The following is an 18,362-nucleotide window of genomic DNA, read 5'->3' as shown; positions in this document are numbered from 1 at the left end:
GGGGCCGAGCTCCCGTGCGAGGCGCTCGCCTGGAGGCGCTGCCGAGCGAAGCCTGACGACAGTCTGTGCCGGGCCGAGCTCCTGTGCGAGGCGCTGGCCTGAATGGCGCTGCTGGACGAGGTCTGACGAGAGCCCGCGCCCGGCCGTACTTGTCCCGCCCCGCGCAGCGCGCCGGGCCGACACTGTACTGTCGCTGCGTGATTGCGGCGAGTGCCGGTTTCGCGCGTCCCCGCGCGGACCAATTGCCCAGTCGGAACGGAATTTTCGGGCGCGATGAGCAGGAGGGTGTGTGACGGGCACGGCGATGACGTGGGTGCAGGCGCTGGTACTCGGTCTGGTGCAGGGGCTCACCGAATTCCTGCCGATCTCCTCCTCGGCCCACCTGCGCATCGTGTCGGCGGTGTGTTTCGGTGACGATGCGGGCGCGTCGTTCACGGCGGTGACCCAGCTGGGCACCGAGGCCGCGGTTCTGGTGTACTTCGCCAAGGACATCTGGCGCATCGTGCTCGCCTGGTTCGCCGGAGTGGGAAGCAGGCTGCGCAGTCGGGAAACGGTTCCGCTGAGCGACCGGGTCACCACGAAACTTCCGGTGATCACCGACCCGCGCGAATACGCCGACCTGGACGCGCAGCGCGAACTCGACTACCGCATCGGCTGGTATGTGATCATCGCCACCATCCCCATCGGCGTGCTCGGGTTCCTGCTGAAGGACCAGATCCGCACCGGAGCGCGCAACCTGTGGTTGATCTCCACCATGTTGATCGTGTTCGCGCTGGTCATCGCGGCCGCCGAATACTATGGGCGCAAACAGCGCCCGATCGAGCAGCTCACCACCCGCGACGGGCTGGTCATGGGCTTGGCGCAGTGTCTGGCGCTCATCCCCGGTGTCTCCCGATCCGGGGCGACCTCGTCGGCCGGATTGTTCGCCGGGCTGACTCGGCAAGCGGCCGTGCGGTTTTCGTTCCTGCTCGCGATTCCGGCGGTCACCGCCTCCGGCCTGTTCAGCATTCCGGACGCGTTCGCGCCCGCCGGCGACGGCCTGAACGCGAGCGGTCCGCAGTTGATCGTCGCGACCATCGTCGCGTTCAGCGTCGGCTATGCCTCCATCGCCTGGCTGCTGCGCTTCGTCGCCGACCACAGCCTCGGCTGGTTCGTCGGCTACCGCATCCTGCTCGGGCTGACCGTCATGGGCCTGCTCGCGACCGGAACGGTGTCGGCCACATGAGCGCGACCGGAGGAATGCCTCTCGGGCGAACCGGGTGCGCCATGGACTGCGGACCGGATTCGTTCGGGCGGATTTGCGTGGACTGCCGAGATGCAGCGGCGGCTCGGGCCGCAGCGGGCGCGGTCCGCGGGCAGACTCGATCCGGCGGTGGCACGAGGCGTACCTCCGCATTCGCTCCGGCCGTGCGCGGGTCTACGGGCGGGCTCCGCCCGGCAGCGCCGATTAGGCTGGCCGTATGACGGTGATTTTGTTGCGGCACGGTGTGTCGACGTCGAACACCGCCCGCACCCTCGCCGGCCGCAGCGCCGGCGTCGACCTCACCGACCGCGGCGCGGAGCAGGCTCGGGGCGTGGCCGACCGGCTCGCCGAACTGCCCATCGAGCACATCGCGGCCTCGCCGCTGTTGCGCTGTCAGCGAACGGTGGCGCCGCTGGCGGAGAAGTTCGGGCTGGAACCGGATTACGACGACCGGCTCGTCGAGGTCGACTACGGCGAGTGGACCGGGCGGCCCATCGCGGAGCTGTTGAACGAACCGCTGTGGAAGGTGGTGCAGCGGCACGCCTCCGGCGCGACGTTCCCGGGCGGTGAGGGGCTCGCGCAGGTGCAGACCCGCGCGGTCGCCGCCATCCGGGAGACGGATCGTGAACTGGCCCAACGTCATTCGCGTGACGTGCTGTGGGTGGCCTGTACGCACGGCGATGTGATCAAGGCGGTGCTTGCCGATGCGCTCGGCATCCATCTGGACGGTTTCCAGCGGATCGTGGTGGAACCGGCCTCGTTGAGCGTCGTCCGCTACACCCCTACCGCACCCTATGTGGTGCGGCTCAACGACACCGGCGTCGATCTGTCCGGATTGGCGATCAAACCGCAACGCGCCGTTGCCGATTCCCCACCGGGGCGGGCCGATGACCCCGGTCCGGTTCCCGGCGGGGAGCTGGGAGCGGCCGCGGGTGCGGATAATGGGAATGCGGAGCGCTCGGATTCCTTGTAATGAATAAGCGGCGTTGTAGAACCCGTACGCCGCGGGTAGTCGTTGATCAGGGTCACGTATCAGGAGGTGCAGATGGCACGAGCAATCCATGTATTTCGCACCCCCGATCGTTTCGTCGCCGGGACCGTCGGTGAGCCGGGCGATCGCGCGTTCTATCTGCAGGCCGTGCAGGAACCTCGGGTCGTGAGCGTGCTGCTGGAAAAGCAGCAGGTGAAGGTGCTCGCCGATCGGATGGGGTTACTGCTGGACGAGGTCGCGCGCCGCTTCAGCGCACCGGTGCCGCCGCCGGCGGACGAGGTGACCGATAACGCGCCCCTGGTCACCCCGATCGATGCGGAGTTCCGGGTCGGCACGATGGGCCTCGGCTGGGACGCCGACGCGGGCGCCGTCGTGGTGGAACTGCTCGCCATCACCGAAACCGAGGTCGACGAGTCGGTCGTGCTCGACGACACCGAGGAGGGCCCGGACGCCGTGCGGGTATTCCTGACGCCGGTGCAGGCCAGGGAGTTCGCGCTGCGCTCCGCGCGGGTGATCGCCGCGGGGCGGCCGCCGTGCCCGCTGTGCGGGGAGCCGCTGTCGGCGCGCGGGCATATGTGTGTGCGCACCAACGGGTACAAGCGCGGAGATATCTTCGGCGCGGCCGAACTAGAGGAGTGATCGGTGGCCCAGGCCGATGATCGGTTCCACAGCGGTGAGTTGACGGTGATCGGTCGGGTGAACGTCGCGAGCAATGTCACGCTGGTCTGCGATATCGAGGATTCCGGTGGTCCGCTGCGGGTGGTGTACAAGCCGGTGCGCGGGGAACGGCCGCTCTGGGATTTCCCGGACGGCACCCTGGCCGGGCGCGAGGTGGCCTCGTATCTGATCTCGGAGGCGTTGGGTTGGGGGGTTGTTCCGGAAACCATTCTGCGGGACGGTCCGTTCGGGCCCGGCATGGTGCAGCGCTGGGTGGATGCCGCCGACAATCACACCGATCAGGGCGATCGCCTGGATCTGGTGGATCTGTGCCCGGCCGGTGCGGTGCCCGATGGTTTTCGTGAGGTGCTGCGCGCCCAGGACGCGGCGGGTAACGAGGTGTCGCTGATCCACGCGGACGATCCGCGGTTGCAGCGTATGGCGGTGCTCGACGTGCTGTTGAACAACGCCGACCGCAAAGGCGGGCACGCGCTGGAGGGCGTCGACGGCCAGGTGTACGGGGTGGACCACGGCATCTGTCTGCACAGCGAATACAAATTGCGGACGGTGCTGTGGGGTTGGGCCGGTCAGCCTGTCTGCGAGGACCTGATCGCCGATATCGCCGCCTTCGCCAAGGCGCTGCCGAACCAACTCGCCGACACGCTGTCCCGGCACATCACCGACGCGGAGATCGACGCGCTCGCCGCGCGGGCCCGGGCACTGGTGGACCGGCCGATAATGCCGTTCCCCGACACCGCCCGCCCCATCCCTTGGCCCGCGTTCTGAATCCGGTTCCGCCGTAACCGAATCGGCGCATCGATTGTTCTTTTGCGCACACTGCCGGATCGCGCGCGACAGAAGGCGCATGACCGAGCCCGCCTTACGCGTCCAACACGCTGCCCGCTGTGAAATTCGCTGCATCGCGTGGAGTTCGGTTCGGCTTCGGATGCTTCTGGCCGAGTCGGGAGGGATCGGTGGGTGCGTTTGTGCCTGGTTGCGTTGTTAGGACGAGCGGCTCGCCCGAGATGGGTGTGTCGCGGCTCGGGGACGTTGGCATTCTGGTCTGTTCAGGAGGGATCGGTGTGTTGGGTCGGTGGGTCGCGCCGCTACGACGACGTAATCGCCCGAGCTGGGTTGCGGAATGCGTTGGCATGCGGCGACGGCTTCGCACCACGGACGACGCTAGTCCTCGCCTTGCCTGTACCGTCGCGCTTCCCTTTGAACCAGTAGGTAATTCGCTGGTGACGGCGTGTCGGACGACACGGCCGCCATCGTCGGCGTGTCACGCCGTGTCCCGGTGCCGCCGCACCCCGTCTTCGAACCGAACATTGGGTGTACGGGGGGTTGAGCCCGCGGACGGGGTGCGGCTGGCTTTCTTGTAGGTTTGACCGCGCGAGAAGCTGAAACCTACGCGGGGACAACGTCATCCGTGGTGCGCAGCCGCCGCGCCGCTCACCAAACGCACTCCGCGCCTATCTCGGGCGATTCCGTCGTCGTAGCAGCGTGACCACGCACTCGACGTACCGACTCCTCCCCGGTCCGAGGCGGAGCCCGCAACGCCGCCTACCAACGCACCCGCGCCCACCTTGGGCGGTTCCGTCGCACGCACCCGACGCTCCGAATTCTCCCCAACGAGGCGGAAAACCGGAACACCAACCCACAGCTACCCAGTCGACGCGACTCCTCCGGCTGATAGTTGACGTGATCCTTCACGAAACACGGTGCCCGCCTACCGAACTCACCCCGGCAGCCGAAACTCAGCCCACCAGCGGCCGCACCTCGGCCCCGACGAACCGGATGAACTCGATCGGGTCGGGGTCGTCGACGGGGGGTTGGAGCACGACGGTGTCGGCACCGGCTTCCGCGTAGCGCCGCACGGCGTCGGCGATCGACTGGGCGTCTCCGGTGGCGCCCGCGCCCGGTTGCTGACCTTCGCGGCCCTGTTGGCAGCGGGTGAGCCGGTCGGCGGCGTCGGGGCCGGTCACTGTGTCGACGTTGACGATGATTCGATGTGGTTGGGCGCGGCCCGATTTCGCGACGCCCTCGTCGATGATTTGTTTGGCGGCGCGCACACCCTCCGGTGCGGTGCGGGAGGTGAGGATGGTGCCGTCGGCGAATTCACCGGACAGCCGCAGCGTCTTCGGTCCGGTGGCGGCGGCGATGAGGGGTGTGGGGGTGCTGGGCGGCCAGGCGAGGGCCACCTCGTCCAGGTGCACGTATCGTCCACTGACGCTGACCTTTTCGCCGCTGAGCAGCGCGCGCAGCGCCGTCAGCTGTTCGCGCATCAGCGTGAGCGGGGAGTCGACGCGGGCGCCGATCTGCGCCATCCACTCCTGCACTCCGTGCCCGACACCGGGCAGTAACCGGCCCGGATGCGCGCGCAGCAGCACGCTGAGCTCCATGGCGTTGAGTGCCACATTGCGCAGCGGGGTCGGCATCACGCCGATGCCGACCCGCACCCGTTCGGTGCGGGCGAGTACGGTCGCGGCGGCGGCGATGGCCCCGCCCCAGAAACAGTCCTCCCACAGCCAGAGTTCCTCGAGGCCGCTGCTTTCGGCCGCATCGCTTACTGCGGCAAGCTGTTCGGGAGCCAGATGGGGTAGGGAAACTGCGCCGAGAACCGTCATGCCGCCACCGTAGCGGCAACCACCGACAAGTCGAGACCGATGATGGGACGAATCGTGGTGCGCCGCGCCCGGCCGCGGCGTTATCGATCGGTGAGACGACAATCATTGACATCCGCCGTCGCATTCGTTTTCCCAGGTCGTACCCGGGTAGCACGGTGGGTCCGAGTCCGGTTCGACCGGGTCGGGGCGGGATGGCCTCGACCACACCTTTACCCTCGAATCATGCAGTCCTGGTCCGAAATAGCCCTACCGACCGTCCCCGGAGCAGGGCCGCCGCTGCGGTTGTACGACACCGCCGATCGGCAGGTGCGCCCGGTGACCCCCGGCCCCACCGCCACCATGTATGTCTGCGGGATCACCCCCTACGACGCCACCCATCTCGGGCACGCCGCAACCTATCTGACCTTCGACCTGGTGAACCGGGTGTTGCGGGACGCGGGGCACGAGGTGCACTACGTGCAGAACGTCACCGATGTCGACGACCCGCTGTTCGAGCGCGCCGCCCGCGACGGCGTCGACTGGCGCGACCTGGGCACCCGCGAAATCGAACTGTTTCGCGAGGATATGACGGCGCTGCGGATCGTGCCGCCGCGCGACTACGTCGGCGCCATCGAATCGGTCGACGAGGTGGTCGAATTCGTGCAGAAGCTGCTCGCCTCGGGTGCGGCGTACGTGGTGGACGATCCGGAGTTCCCGGATGTCTACTTCCGTGCCGACGCCACCGAGCAGTTCGGCTACGAATCCGGTTACGACCGGGACACCATGGAGCGGTTGTTCGCCGAACGCGGCGGCGACCCGGACCGTCCCGGCAAGCGCGACATCATCGACGCCCTGCTGTGGCGCGCCGCCCGTCCCGGCGAACCGTCCTGGCCCGCCCCGTTCGGTCCTGGCCGTCCGGGCTGGCATATCGAGTGCGCGGCGATCGCGTTGAACCGTATCGGCCCGGAATTCGATATCCAGGGCGGTGGCAGCGATCTGATCTACCCGCATCACGAGTATTCGGCCGCGCACGCGGAGGCGCTGGTCGCGGGCCGCCGTTTCGCCCGCCACTACGTACATGCCGGGCTGATCGGCCTGGACGGCGAGAAGATGTCGAAGTCCAAGGGCAATCTGGTGCTGGTCTCGCGGCTGCGCCGGACCGGTGTCGACCCGGCCGCGATCCGGTTGGGCCTGCTGGCCGGGCACTACCGGCAGGACCGCATGTGGACCGACGCGGTGCTGGAGGCGGCGCAGGCCAGGCTGGAGCTGTGGCGGCGCGCCGTCGCGCTGTCCACCGGCCCGGCCGCCGCCGATACCGTCGCCCGGCTGCGCCAGCATCTGTCCGACGATCTGGATACCCCGAAAGCCCTTGACGCCGTGGACCATTGGGCTCGTCAGGCGCTGGACTACGGCGGTCAGGACGCGACCGCGCCCGCGGATGTGCGGACCGCGGTGGACGCGTTGCTGGGTGTGCGGTTGTAGGAACGGATCGTGCCCGGGATGCCGGGCGGCGCACGTTCCCGCCGACACCGACGCCGTTCCCGAATTGGCCGCGCGGATTCGCGGCATGGTCGGCGATCTCGACGTCCGCTACTTCGGCGCCGCGGCCAACGGGTTCATTCCGATGCTCGACCTGACACCCCAGCGCGTGTGGGATCTCATGCCGCTGGGTGTCTATTCGCTGCCCGCCCTCGGTCGAGAGTTCTTGCCGGACACGCCGATTCGCGTGACCACTTGCCCGTAGCGCCGTGGCGTGATGTGGTGCTTCCATGTGCACCTTTCCGGGACGCAACCTCTTCGGCTCGACGAAAACGTTGAATCCGGCTGCCGACCCGGACGCGCCGCGGACGGTCGCGGCGCGCCGCCGGTTCTTCGGCGACGATGCGGTGGACGGGAAAGCCGGTGCGGTGCGGGCGGATCGGGTGGTGCTGTCCTGGGTGGGTTGCACCACCTACGCGCTGGCGCTGGGTGGTTCGGTGTTCCTGCTCGACGCGTGGGTGCCGACGCTCACCAGCGTGGGTTACGTCCCGGCCACCGCGCAGGACCTGGCCGATTTGCGGCCGGAGGCGATCTTCATCGGGCACGGCCATTTCGATCATGCCGCCGACGCGGGCCGGATCGCGCGGGCATGCGGTGCGGTGGTATACGGCACCGCCGAACACGGGACGAATATTCGTGCGCAGGTGGCGGATTCGAGTTTCGCGACGGTGGCGCTGGGCGATGCCAGCGCGAAACCCGGTGCGCGGCACGACTTCCGGGTCGGTGCGGTGGAGGTCACCGCGATCCGGCACCTGCATTCCGCGCCGACCCGGCGTAGCCCCGACGGCTCGGCGCGGTTCTTCCCGCTGCCGGATCCGCGTCCGGTGTTCCGTCGGCCGCCGACGCTGGATACGTTGCGGCACAACCTCGCTCGGCTCACCGACGCCGAGGGCGGTTCGCTGCTGTATCAGTTCAGGGTGCCGGGATTCGCCCTGGTCTGGCACGATTCGTCGGGTCCGCTCACCGAGCGCGCGCCCGAGGTGCTGGAAATCCTGTCCGGACTGCCCGACACCTCCGTGCACATCGGCGCTGTACAGGGTTTCAACCAGATCAGCAACGGCCTGCGCGATCCGCGCCGCTACATCGAGGCGATCGCGCCCGCCGTCTTCGTCCCCGCCCATCACGACAACTGGCTGCCGGGCATCACCGCCCCCGCCGCCAGATACGACAGCCCGCTGCACGCCGAATTCGACCGCATCCCACCCGGCGTCCGCCCGGAGCTGCGCCTCATGCACGACCCCGCCGACTACGTCAACCCCGGCCGCTTGACCTTCGAACTGTGACCGGGAGTGCGTCGAATCGCCAATTCGACATACGACAGCCCGCTGCGCGCCGAATTCGACCGCATTCTCCCCGGCGCTGCGCCTCATGCACGACCCCGCCGACTACATCGACCCTGGCCGCTTGACCTTCGAACTGTGACCGGTGCGAGCTGGGGGAGATCGCCAATTCGACTGTGCTGCAACGTGTTATGATCCGATAGTCATGACGATCGATCATGACGCCCCGTTGCGAGCCGAACTCGCCGAGTTCATCGCCCGATGGGTCCAACTGTTCAACAACAATGACCTGGCCGCATTGGACGAACTCTACGAGCCGGACGGCATCACGGTGCCTACCGCCGGGAATCCGGCGCGCGGTCAGGACCGTTCAGCGGCCAACGCCCACCTCCGCGGCTACGGTCTGCCGATCCAGGCACACCTCCGGCATTGTTATCCGGTCGGTGACATCGCACTGCTGGTCGTGGACTGGTCCATGAACGGCGTTACCGCACAGGGCTATCCGCTCGACCTGCACGGATCAGCGGCCGACGTCGTGCGTCGGGATGAGCACGGCCGCTGGCGATACCTGATCGACAACCCCTTCGGCACCAAGTGATCACTCCGCTGGGCCGATTCGCTCGACCCGCACGAGAACCTCGGAGGCTCCGGCCGTTCCGCGATAGCCATCGGAAAGCTCTGCGACGAACGCGATTTCGTCGGCGAGCGTTTCGCGCGCGACGAACTCCCGGTGCTGTCGTATCGCGTCGCGCACCTCGTCGTCGGTGGCGACGGTCAGGGTGATGCGGTCGGAGATATCCAATCCGGCGTCACGGCGGGCCTGTTGGGCGGCGCGGACGACGTCGCGGGCGATGCCCTCGGCGGCGAGTTCGGCGGTGATGGTGGTGTCCAGCGCGATGGTGGTGTCGCGCTGGGTTTCCACGAGCCAGCCGGTGCGCGGGGTTTCGGTGATCAGCACGTCGTCGCGGCCGATCTCGAACCGTTCGGCGCCGACGGCCGCGGTGCCGTGCTCGCGGAGCGCTTCGACGACGGCCGCGGCGGGCGCGGTGCGGATCGCGTCGGCGACGGCTGGCGTCTGTTTGCCGAATCGTCTACCGAGCGAACGGAATTCGGGTTTGATCGAGATATCGGTCAACGCGCCCGCGGTGTCGAGCGAACCGATCTCCTTGACGTTCAACTCATCCGCGATCACATCGATCAGTTCGGGTGGGAGCCGGATGTGTGCTGGCAGCCCGACGTATGCGCGCGCGAGGGGTTGCCGGATCCGCAGCCCGCTGGCTTTGCGGGCGGCGCGCCCGGCTTCGACGGCGGCGCGCGCGGCCGCGACCTGTTCGGCGAGGTCGGAGCCGGTGAGCGCGGCGTCGGCGACGGGCCAGTCGGCGAGGTGGACCGATTCCGCGGCGTTCGGATCGCCGGGGCGGATGACGGTCTGCCAGATCTCCTCGGTGATGAACGGCACGATCGGCGCGAGCAGGCGGGTGAGCACGTCGAGGCATTCGTAAAGCGTTGACAGCGCGTCTTGTTCGCCGTCCCAGAAGCGGGATCGGCTGCGGCGCACGTACCAGTTGGACAGGTCGTCGATGAACCCGGCCAGCAGTCGTCCGGCGCCCGCGGTGTCGTAGCCGTCGAACCTGTCCTCGACGGCCCGGGTGAGCGTGTGCAGTTCGCCGAGCACCCACCGGTCGAGGATCGGCCGGTCGCGGGCGGGGCGGGCGGTGCCGGGCCGCCAGTCGGTGTGGCTCGCGTACAGGGTGAAGAACGCGGCGGTGCTCCAATAGGTGAGCAGTACGCGCCGGGTGATGTCGTCGAGCGGCGCGGGCCCGACCCGGCGGGACGACCACGGCGAGCCGGAGCAGGCCATGAACCAGCGCAGCGCGTCGGCGCCGTGCGCGTCCATCAACGGGATCGGGGCGACGACGTTGCCGAGGTGTTTGCTCATCTTGCGGCCGTCCTCGGCCATGATGTGCCCGAGGCAGACGACGTTCTCGTAGGGGGAGCGGTCGAATACCAGTGTGCCGATGGCCATCAAGGTGTAGAACCAGCCGCGCGTCTGGTCGATCGCCTCGCAGATGTATTGCGCCGGATAGCGTTTCGCGAACGCCGCTGCGCTGCCCGCGACATACGGGTAGCCGAGCGAGGCGAACGGCATGGCGCCGGAGTCGTACCACGCGTCGATCACCTCCGGCACCCTGGTGGCGGTCTGCCCGCAGTCGGGGCAGTCGAAGGTGACGGCGTCGACATAGGGGCGGTGCGGGTCGAGATCCGACAGGTCGCGCCCGGCCAGGCGACCGAGTTCGGCGCGCGATCCGATCGCGGTGACGTGCCCGGATACGCAGCGCCACAACGGAAGCGGCGTCCCCCAGTAGCGGGCGCGCGACACCGCCCAGTCGACATTGTTCGCCAGCCAGTCGCCGAAGCGGCCGTGTTTGATGTGGTCGGGGAACCAGGTGGTGTGCTCGTTCTCCCGCCGCATCGCGTCCCGGACACCGGTGGTGCGGATGTACCAGGACGGCTGCGCGTAATACATCAGCGGCGTGTGGCAGCGCCAGCAGTGCGGATAGGAATGCTCGAATGGCTGGTATTCGAACAGCAGCCCGCGCGCGGTGAGGTCGTCGACGAGCACCTGGTTCGCGTCCTTGAAGAACAGCCCGCCGACCAGCGCCACGGTGTCGAGGAACCGTCCGTCGCCGCCGATCGGGTTGACCACCGGGAATCCGGCGGCGCGGCACACCGCCAGGTCGTCGGCGCCGAACGCGGGCGCCTGATGCACCAAACCCGTTCCGTCCGTTGTGGTTACATAATCCGCCCGCACGATGCGGTGCGCGCCGGGGATATCGACCAGATCGAACGGGCGCCGGTAGGCGAGCCCGGCCAGCGCGCTGCCGGTGAACCGGGCCAGCGTCTCGGCGTGCTCCCCGAGCACGGTCGCCACCAGCGGTTCGGCGACGACGAACAACCCGTCCGCGGTGCGGACGAGGACGTAGGTGAGATCCGGATGCACCGCGACGGCCGTATTGGCGACCAGCGTCCATGGCGTGGTGGTCCAGATCAGCAGGTGTGCGCCGGCGTGCCCGGCCAACGGTTCGACGAGCGGGAACCGCACGTACACCGAGGGATCGGTGACGGTCTCGTAGCCCTGGGCCACCTCGTGTTCGGACAGCGCGGTGCCGCAGCGCGGGCAGTACGGGGCCACCCGGAAGTCCCCGGTGAGGCGGCCGTCGTCGAAGATCTTCTTCAGCGACCACCACACGCTGTCCACGTATTCGGGTGACATTGTGGTGTAAGGGTTTTCGAGGTCAATCCAGTAACCCATCCGCCGGGTGAGCAGTTCGAATTCGCCGACGTGGCGCAGCACCGATTCGCGGCAGCGCGCGTTGAACACCTCGACGCCGACCTTCTCGATATCGGGTTTGCCGGAGAGCCGGAGTTCCTTCTCGACGGCCAGTTCGACCGGCAGCCCGTGGCAGTCCCAGCCGGCCTGTCTCGGCACCGCGTACCCCTTCATGGTGCGGTAGCGCGGGAAGATGTCCTTGAACACCCGGGCCTCGACGTGGTGGGTGCCGGGTGCGCCGTTCGCGGTCGGCGGACCCTCGTAGAACACCCAGCTCGCCCCTTCGCGGGTGCGATCCAGGCTGCGGCGGAAAATATCGTTGGCGCGCCACCATTCGATGATTCGCGCGTCCAGCTCCGGCAGCTCGACCCGCGTCGGCAACGCGGTGAAGGGCGACACCACTGCTCGGTCTGTCATCGGAACCTCGCTTCGTCGACACGCATGAGAACCCACCCATGCGGGGACGAAGCCGGAGCTCCGCGGTACCACCCCGCTTGCGCCTGCCGAGACCGGCGCCGCTTCGTTCGCCGCTGTGACGTGCGGCCCACGTCCGGTTCTACTGGGAGGTGCGAAACCTCTGTTCTTCCGGAAGCTCCCCGGTGATGGCCGGATCGACGCTGTCCGGCGACTTTAGCAACCGTCGCCGAACGCACGCGACACATTTATCGGCCGTGTTCACCGGGGAACCGTCTCAGAGCCCGCAGGCCTTGTCCACCGCGTCCATCGCGGCGACGAACGTCGGATCCTTCAGCACCGCACCGAGATCGGCGTCCGCCGCGGTGGCGGCCCGATCCATCTGTGCCACAGCCGCGTTGAGCGCGTCCTTGACCGTGCCCGGGTTCGCGTTGTCCGCTGCGGCGCGGAATTGCCCTGCGGTGTCGGCGTATATCCGCTTCAGCTCGGCGATCGAGCCGTAGTCCTTCGAGTCGAGCGCGTCGACCCGCTTGCTCAGATCGGTCGCCGACGCGTCGACGACCGCGCAGGTCGCCTTGTCGTCGACGGCGCCGGCCGGACCCGCCACCGCGGTGAACCCGCCGGTGAGGGCGAGCAGCGTCGCGGCGACGATAACCGTTCTCCGCATTGATATTTCCCTTCCCCCGGAGGCGATCCCCGAGCCGGGATCGTTCTATCAGCGCGGCGAACCGGTGGCAAGCCGGAAAGGTCCGAGTCAGCTCGCGGCCGGTGCGCCCGCCGCCGGTTCGCGCACCGAATCCGCCGGATCATCGGCGTAGAGGCGATCGATCTCCGTCGCGTACTTGGCGGCAATCGGCTTGCGCCGCAACTTCATCGTGAGCGTCACCTCGTCACCGCCGGGCTCCCAGAAGGTGGGCAGCACGGTGAACCGCTTGATCTGTTCCACCCGCGACAGCGTCGCGTTCCCCTCGGCGATACCGCGCGCGATCTCGGCGAGCACACCCGGGTCGGCGGCCAGCGCGGCGGGCGAGGCATCGGCCAAACCGTGTTGTGCCGCATAGGGTTCGGCGGAGTCGGCGTCGAGCACCACCAGCGCGGTGTTGTACGGGCGGTTGTCGCCGATGGCGGCGATGGCGCCGATGAGCGGCGTCGCGGCCTTCATCGCGTTCTCGATATTGGCGGGCGACATATTCTTGCCCGCGGAGTTGATGATGAGTTCCTTCATCCGATCGACCACCCGCAGATAGCCGTCGCCGTCCACGTCGAGGATGTCGCCGGTGTGCAGCCAGCCGTCGGCGTCGACGGCCTCGGCGGTGTGCTCGGGATCCTTGCGATAACCCCGCATCACCAGCGGGCCGCGCACCAGGAATTCACCGTCCTCGGCGACCCTGGCCTGCATACCGGGCAGCATGCGCCCGACCGAGCCGAGCCGGATCTCGTGCGGCGGGCTGACGCTGGCCACGCAGCTGAGTTCGGACATGCCCCAGACCTCGGAGATCGAGATGCCGAGGCCGTAGAAGAAGGCCAGCGTCTGCGGCGGGATGGGCGCGGCGCCGGATAGTGCCCATTTCAGCTGATCCAGGCCGAGTTTCGCGCGAATACCGGACAGCACCAGGCGGTCGGCCCTGTCCCATTCGGCGGCCAGCTCGGCGTCGACGGGCGCCTCGCGCAGTTTCGCGTCGGCCTTGCGGGCCGCGACGCCGAGCGCCCATTCGAGCGCGGCCCGGGTGGCCGGATCGGATTCGCTGGCGACCGAGAATTCGATGGCGGCCTTGAACTTCTCCCAGACCCGCGGCACCGCGCCCCAGATGGTCGGCCTGGTGTCGACGAGCGCGGCGGGCAGCTGCGCGCGATCGGGCACGACGGTGAGCTGGCTGCCATAGATTTCGTGCAGGTACAGGGCGGTGAGCCGGTCGGCCATATGCGCGGTCGGCAGGTAGGAGGTCTGGCGGTCGCCGAAGGCCACCGGCAGCACCGCGGTGAAGGCGACCGCCTCGGCGAGCAGATTGGCGTGGGTCACCTCGACGCCCTTGGGGTTGCCGGTGGTACCGGAGGTGTAGACGAGGGTGGCGATATCGTCCGGACGTACCGCCCGCCAGCTCGCATCGAAGTCGAAATCGTTGGGGGCCGAGGCCTTCAGTTCGTCGACGCCGATGGTGCCCGGCGGGGCGCCGTCGATGCAGACGATGGTTTCGATGGGCGCGCCGCAGCCGCGGATGCGCTCGACATACTGTTCCTCGCAGAACACCACCCTGTTGCCCGCGTTGGCGAAGACGTAGGCCAGTTGCTCGGGGGCCAGCGTGTTGTACACCGAGAACGAGGTCGCGCCGACGTGCTGTGCGCCGACCTCCAGCGGATAGAACTCGACGCGGTTGGCCATCATCAGCGCGACCGTATCGCCCCGGCCGATGCCGAGGCCCGCGAGACCCGCCGCCACCGCGCGCACCTCGTCGGCGTAGTCGCGCCAGGTCAATGACGTTGTGCCGCCGATGGATCGGACGGCGACCGCGCCGGGATCGATCGCGGCGACACGCTGGAAAGCGGCACAGAGGGTATTCGGTTCGGTCATCGTCAGCCTCGTTCGGTACGGCCGTGCTCTTTTACTGTGACGGTAGGTGGGGAACCGGGCCGCGAGTGGACAATTCGCATAATTTCGCGCCCGGCCGCCGCCGCGGATTCGATCGGGATCTTCCGCATACCAATAGATTTCCGGCTTCCCAGGTCGGAGAAGAGCTTGCGCCGCACGAGTTTTCAGCGATGATCCGGCATACGGCGGATCTCGCGTGCGCGGAAGGATCCGCGGTCGCGGCGGTCCGGTTGTCAGGCCAGTCATTACTGATTGGCTCTGTATTTGCCGTCCAGTTGTCCGGAAGGCTGGCGGCATGGTTCGTCGTCTGCTGGCGCTTTACGCCGGGTTGTGGTTGTACGGGTTCTCGATGGCCGTGATGGTGCGGGCCGGGCTCGGCCTGGATCCGTGGGATGTGTTCCATCAAGGTGTGGCCCGGCACGTGCCGGTCAGCTTCGGCGCGGTGACCGCGGCCACCGGGGCGCTGGTGCTGCTGGCCTGGATTCCGTCGCGGCAGAAGCCCGGTCTGGGCACGGTGAGCAATGTGGTGGTGATCGCGCTGTCCGTCGACGCGGGCCTGGCGCTGCTGCCGCCGTGGCCGGGGCTGCCGGTGCGGATCGCCGCGATGGCCGCCGCGGTGCTGCTGAACGCCATCGCGACCGTCCTCTACATCGGCGCCGGAATGGGCCCGGGCCCGCGCGATGGACTGATGACCGGCCTGGTGCGGCGCACCGGCCGGTCGGTGCGCGTGGTCCGGACCGGAATCGAGGTGACGGTGCTGGTCACCGGCTGGCTACTCGGCGGCAGCGTCGGCATCGGCACCCTGGTGTACGCGTTCGGGATCGGCCCGCTGATCCAGCTGTTCATCCCGCTGGTGAGCCGCTGGCTGCCCGGCTTCCCCGACCGTCGTCCGGCGGAACCCGCGGCCGTCACCGCCTGATGAGCGAGTCCTCGCCCAGGAGCTCGGCCCAGCGCGGGCTCCGCCCGGCAGCGCCAATTCGGCGAGTGTTTCGCCCAGGAGCTCGGTTCGGCGCGGGCTGAGGGCGAGCTCCGGCTGGCAGCGCGCTTTAAGCGAGTGCCTCGCGCAGTTGCTCGGCTCGGTGCGGGCTGTCGTCCGGTTCCGCCTCTTTAGGTGAGTGCCTCGCCTGAGAGCTCGGTCTGGCGGGTTGAGGGCGAGGTCCGCCCGGCAGCGCCACTTGGGCGAGTGCCACGCACGGGAGTCGGTTCGGCGAGAGCCCCTGCGCCCTGGCTGGTTTCGCATCGGACTACCGTCGTCGGTGCAATATCCGCGAGGCCGAAGGGAGCCGACCATCATGACCAGTGCCGAGGTGCTGACCGACGCCTTCGAACGGATCAGGGAAGAGGTGCACGCCGCCGTCGACGGACTGTCCGAGGCGGAGCTGACCTACCGGGTGGATCCGGGCGCGAATACGATCGCCTGGCTCATCTGGCATCTCACCCGGGTGCAGGACGATCACGTGTCCGAGGTGGCGGGCATGGAGCAGGTGTGGACCGCCAACGGCTGGTACGACCGGTTCGCCCTGCCGTTCGACAAGCGCGCCACCGGCTACGGTGATTCCGCCGACGACGTTGCCGCGGTGCGGGTTTCGGCCGAACTGCTCACCGGCTACTACGACGCGGTGCACGAGCGGACCCTGCGCTACGTACGCGGCCTGACCGACGCCGACCTGCCCCGCATCGTCGACACCCGCTGGGATCCGCCGGTGACGCTCGCGGTGCGGTTGGTCAGCGTCATCTCCGACGATCTGCAGCACGCAGGCCAGGCGGCATACCTGCGCGGCGTACTCGGCCGCATCGGCTGAACCGCGCGAATCAGGGAATCAGCGACAGCTGCCGCGACTGCGCCACCAAAGTGCCCGTGCTGTCCCAGATCTCGAAATCCTCCTCGTGGTATCCGTCGATCAGGTAGCGGGTGGCCACCCGGCAGGCCAGCCAGCCCGGTGCCGGACGGTTGCGGATGTGCACGGTGAGTTCGACGGTGGCCGAGGCGGGTACGGTGCCGAGGTCGAATACCGCGGGCAGCGTCGAATCGACCAGCATCGCCAGCGCGATCGGGTCGGCGTCGCGGCCGTCGGCGAATCGGAGCCAGAATTCGTTGGCGCTGGTGCCGCCGGGTTCGCCGCGCAGGAATCCGGGCACCTTCGGCATCCGGGTCTGCACGCGCCGGGCGATGGGCGGCAGTTCGAGGCCCGCGGCGAGCGGGTCGGTGCACTCCTCGGGCGCGGGCAGGTCTGGCGCCCGCCCGGTGATCGATGTCGGCCCGGCGGCGGTGGACAGGTCGGTGAAAGTGGCCAGCACACGCAGGATTTCGCGTTCGTCGCGGAACAGGCTCGCCTGCCCGGTCGCCGTGCGGCGCCCGGCCCGGATCGCTTCGGTGCGGACGCGGGCCGGGCCCGCGGTGCCGGGGCGCAGGTAGTGCGCGGACGCGACGAGCAGATCCGGTTGCGCCATATCCCGATGCAGCGCCCGGAGGGTGCTCGCGAGCAGGTAACCGCCGTTCGCGATGCCCGCGGGGGTATGCCATCGATCGGACAGGTCGAGCGCGTACTCGTGTTCGGCGACCCGGGTATTCGCGGTATCGGTGTCGTAGGCGTAGTGGGCGGTGGTGGTCAACATCGACTCCTTTCGCGTCGGTAATGATCATCCTCCGGTGCGCCGGATCCGGCATGTCGGCGGGCGCCATTACCCGCGAGGTAATGGCTACGCCGCACCGATCTTCCTAGGATCGGCACGATGAGTACCCAGACAGCCGGTGACCTGCTGCGGCATTGGCGCCTCGAACGCAGGCTCAGCCAACTGGAATTGGCCGGACGCGCCGAGACCTCGGCCCGTCATCTCAGCTTCATCGAAACCGGCCGCTCGACACCGAGCCGGGCCATGCTCGTGCACCTCTGCGAGCATCTGGACATTCCGCTGCGCGAACGCAACCGGTTGCTGCTGGCCGCGGGTTACGCACCCGCCTACGCCGAACCCTCCCTGGACACGCCCGCGATGGACGCGGTGCGCGGCGCGCTGCGCCAGATACTGGCCGGGCACGAGCCGTATCCCGCGCTCGCGATCGACCAGTGCTGGAACATGATCGACGCAAACAAGGGCGTCGCGCTGCTGCTGACCGGCATCGACTCGAGGCTGCTCACCGCGCCGGTGAACGCGCTGCGGCTGAGCCTGCACCCCGACGGCATGGCACCGTGGATTATCAACCTGCCCGAATGGCGCGGCCACCTGCTCGCCCGGCTGAACCGTCAGATCGAGGTCACCGGCACGCCCGAGTTCGCCGAACTCCGCGACGAAATGCTGTCCTATCCCGGCGGGGAGGCCGATCCGGAGCTGCCCGACCCGGATCAGGCGGTGGTGCCGATGCGGCTGCGCCACGACGGACGCGAACTGTCGTTCATCAGCGCGACAACGGTTTTCGGCACGCCCATGAACGTGACCGTCGCCGAACTGGCGATCGAATCGTTCTTCCCCGCCGACCAGCAGACGCAGCGGTACCTGACCGAACTACGGTGACACCAGCTGGCCGAGAAGATAATTCGTGCCGCTTCGCCACCGGGCATCCGAACACTGCGGATGCGATGAACCCGGCGCCCGGATCGGTCTCGTCACCGAGCTGGAACAGGAGACGACGAAGGTGTGTCGGCCACTAGGCACTTGCATCGGGCCGAGGTCTGATTCCGGTGGATGGCTCGGATGGCTCTGGAAGGTGGAGGTGCG

At 68.4% G+C, this 18,362-nt stretch carries 16 protein-coding genes; 11 read left to right on the top strand and 5 right to left on the bottom strand.

The window, feature by feature from the left end; translation table 11 throughout:
• Positions 1 to 304 precede the first annotated feature (304 nt).
• The 4 genes from F5544_RS22555 (at position 305) to F5544_RS22540 (ending at position 3,677) form a co-directional block, all read left to right on the top strand.
• A complete protein-coding gene (locus F5544_RS22555) occupies positions 305 to 1,225 on the top strand; it encodes an undecaprenyl-diphosphate phosphatase (protein ID WP_167479402.1) in 921 nt (306 codons plus the stop codon).
• Positions 1,226 to 1,460: 235 nt separating this feature from the next.
• Positions 1,461 to 2,216 carry a histidine phosphatase family protein gene (locus F5544_RS22550; RefSeq protein WP_167475032.1) on the top strand — a complete coding sequence of 252 codons (756 nt, stop codon included), beginning with the start codon at positions 1,461 to 1,463 and terminating at the stop codon, positions 2,214 to 2,216.
• Positions 2,217 to 2,288: 72 nt separating this feature from the next.
• A complete protein-coding gene (locus F5544_RS22545) occupies positions 2,289 to 2,873 on the top strand; it encodes a DUF3090 domain-containing protein (RefSeq protein ID WP_167475031.1) in 585 nt (194 codons plus the stop codon).
• 3 nt (positions 2,874 to 2,876) lie between these two features.
• Positions 2,877 to 3,677, top strand: a complete 801-nt coding sequence (locus tag F5544_RS22540) for an SCO1664 family protein (protein WP_167475030.1) — start codon at positions 2,877 to 2,879, stop codon at positions 3,675 to 3,677.
• A gap of 971 nt (positions 3,678 to 4,648) precedes the next feature.
• Here the strand turns inward: F5544_RS22540 and F5544_RS22535 are convergent.
• A complete protein-coding gene (locus tag F5544_RS22535) occupies positions 4,649 to 5,518 on the bottom strand; it encodes an LLM class flavin-dependent oxidoreductase (protein WP_167475029.1) in 870 nt (289 codons plus the stop codon).
• Positions 5,519 to 5,740: 222 nt separating this feature from the next.
• Here F5544_RS22535 and mshC point away from each other — a divergent pair, with 222 nt between their 5' ends.
• The 4 genes from mshC (at position 5,741) to F5544_RS22515 (ending at position 8,914) form a co-directional block, all read left to right on the top strand.
• Positions 5,741 to 6,979 (top strand): cysteine--1-D-myo-inosityl 2-amino-2-deoxy-alpha-D-glucopyranoside ligase, encoded by a 1,239-nt coding sequence (gene mshC / locus F5544_RS22530; protein WP_167475028.1) that lies wholly within the window; start codon positions 5,741 to 5,743, stop codon positions 6,977 to 6,979.
• 85 nt (positions 6,980 to 7,064) lie between these two features.
• Entirely contained in the window at positions 7,065 to 7,241 is a 177-nt protein-coding gene (locus F5544_RS22525) for a hypothetical protein (RefSeq protein ID WP_167475027.1), read from the top strand.
• A gap of 25 nt (positions 7,242 to 7,266) precedes the next feature.
• The gene (locus tag F5544_RS22520; protein WP_167475026.1) at positions 7,267 to 8,319 is read left to right on the top strand and encodes an MBL fold metallo-hydrolase; all 1,053 of its coding nucleotides are present in this window, start codon (positions 7,267 to 7,269) and stop codon (positions 8,317 to 8,319) included.
• A gap of 202 nt (positions 8,320 to 8,521) precedes the next feature.
• A complete protein-coding gene (locus F5544_RS22515) occupies positions 8,522 to 8,914 on the top strand; it encodes a YybH family protein (RefSeq protein ID WP_167475025.1) in 393 nt (130 codons plus the stop codon).
• Here the strand turns inward: F5544_RS22515 and ileS are convergent, their stop codons facing one another.
• The 3 genes from ileS to fadD11 form a co-directional block, all read right to left on the bottom strand.
• Positions 8,915 to 12,064: an isoleucine--tRNA ligase gene (gene ileS / locus F5544_RS22510; RefSeq protein ID WP_174867390.1), complete on the bottom strand. Its 3,150-nt coding sequence runs from the start codon at positions 12,062 to 12,064 to the stop codon at positions 8,915 to 8,917. It abuts the gene before it with no gap.
• 274 nt (positions 12,065 to 12,338) lie between these two features.
• The gene (locus F5544_RS22505) at positions 12,339 to 12,728 is read right to left on the bottom strand and encodes a hypothetical protein (protein WP_167475024.1); all 390 of its coding nucleotides are present in this window, start codon (positions 12,726 to 12,728) and stop codon (positions 12,339 to 12,341) included.
• Between the two features lie 87 nt (positions 12,729 to 12,815).
• A complete protein-coding gene (gene fadD11, locus F5544_RS22500) occupies positions 12,816 to 14,636 on the bottom strand; it encodes a fatty acid--CoA ligase FadD11 (RefSeq protein WP_174867614.1) in 1,821 nt (606 codons plus the stop codon).
• Positions 14,637 to 14,943: 307 nt separating this feature from the next.
• Here fadD11 and F5544_RS22495 point away from each other — a divergent pair, with 307 nt between their 5' ends.
• Together F5544_RS22495 and F5544_RS22490 are read left to right on the top strand one after the other, a co-directional pair.
• The gene (locus F5544_RS22495; protein ID WP_167475022.1) at positions 14,944 to 15,567 is read left to right on the top strand and encodes a YczE/YyaS/YitT family protein; all 624 of its coding nucleotides are present in this window, start codon (positions 14,944 to 14,946) and stop codon (positions 15,565 to 15,567) included.
• A 373-nt stretch (positions 15,568 to 15,940) separates the two neighbouring features.
• Positions 15,941 to 16,450 carry a mycothiol transferase gene (locus F5544_RS22490; protein WP_167475021.1) on the top strand — a complete coding sequence of 170 codons (510 nt, stop codon included), beginning with the start codon at positions 15,941 to 15,943 and terminating at the stop codon, positions 16,448 to 16,450.
• A 10-nt stretch (positions 16,451 to 16,460) separates the two neighbouring features.
• Here F5544_RS22490 and F5544_RS22485 read toward each other — a convergent pair whose 3' ends face one another.
• A complete protein-coding gene (locus F5544_RS22485; protein WP_167475020.1) occupies positions 16,461 to 17,264 on the bottom strand; it encodes a thioesterase family protein in 804 nt (267 codons plus the stop codon).
• A gap of 117 nt (positions 17,265 to 17,381) precedes the next feature.
• On the opposite strand from F5544_RS22485, the gene F5544_RS22480 reads away from it, so the two are divergent.
• Positions 17,382 to 18,158, top strand: coding sequence for a helix-turn-helix domain-containing protein (locus F5544_RS22480; protein ID WP_167475019.1), 777 nt, complete (start codon positions 17,382 to 17,384; stop codon positions 18,156 to 18,158).
• Positions 18,159 to 18,362 lie beyond the last annotated feature (204 nt).

Source organism: Nocardia arthritidis (genome assembly GCF_011801145.1).
GTDB classification, from domain to species: domain Bacteria; phylum Actinomycetota; class Actinomycetes; order Mycobacteriales; family Mycobacteriaceae; genus Nocardia; species Nocardia arthritidis_A.
The sequence above is the reverse complement of the archived record's forward strand: the minus strand, read 5'-3'. Positions and strand labels throughout refer to the sequence as shown.

Coding starts and splice junctions, on each gene's coding strand:
- F5544_RS22515 (WP_167475025.1), top strand. CDS start 8,522: ATGACGATCGATCATGACGCCCCGTTGCGAGCCGAACTCGCCGAGTTC.
- F5544_RS22490 (WP_167475021.1), top strand. CDS start 15,941: ATGACCAGTGCCGAGGTGCTGACCGACGCCTTCGAACGGATCAGGGAA.
- F5544_RS22480 (WP_167475019.1), top strand. CDS start 17,382: ATGAGTACCCAGACAGCCGGTGACCTGCTGCGGCATTGGCGCCTCGAA.
- F5544_RS22520 (WP_167475026.1), top strand. CDS start 7,267: ATGTGCACCTTTCCGGGACGCAACCTCTTCGGCTCGACGAAAACGTTG.
- ileS (WP_174867390.1), bottom strand. CDS start 12,064: ATGACAGACCGAGCAGTGGTGTCGCCCTTCACCGCGTTGCCGACGCGG.
- F5544_RS22525 (WP_167475027.1), top strand. CDS start 7,065: ATGGTCGGCGATCTCGACGTCCGCTACTTCGGCGCCGCGGCCAACGGG.
- F5544_RS22495 (WP_167475022.1), top strand. CDS start 14,944: ATGGTTCGTCGTCTGCTGGCGCTTTACGCCGGGTTGTGGTTGTACGGG.
- F5544_RS22505 (WP_167475024.1), bottom strand. CDS start 12,728: ATGCGGAGAACGGTTATCGTCGCCGCGACGCTGCTCGCCCTCACCGGC.
- F5544_RS22535 (WP_167475029.1), bottom strand. CDS start 5,518: ATGACGGTTCTCGGCGCAGTTTCCCTACCCCATCTGGCTCCCGAACAG.
- F5544_RS22555 (WP_167479402.1), top strand. CDS start 305: ATGACGTGGGTGCAGGCGCTGGTACTCGGTCTGGTGCAGGGGCTCACC.
- F5544_RS22550 (WP_167475032.1), top strand. CDS start 1,461: ATGACGGTGATTTTGTTGCGGCACGGTGTGTCGACGTCGAACACCGCC.
- mshC (WP_167475028.1), top strand. CDS start 5,741: ATGCAGTCCTGGTCCGAAATAGCCCTACCGACCGTCCCCGGAGCAGGG.
- F5544_RS22485 (WP_167475020.1), bottom strand. CDS start 17,264: ATGTTGACCACCACCGCCCACTACGCCTACGACACCGATACCGCGAAT.
- F5544_RS22545 (WP_167475031.1), top strand. CDS start 2,289: ATGGCACGAGCAATCCATGTATTTCGCACCCCCGATCGTTTCGTCGCC.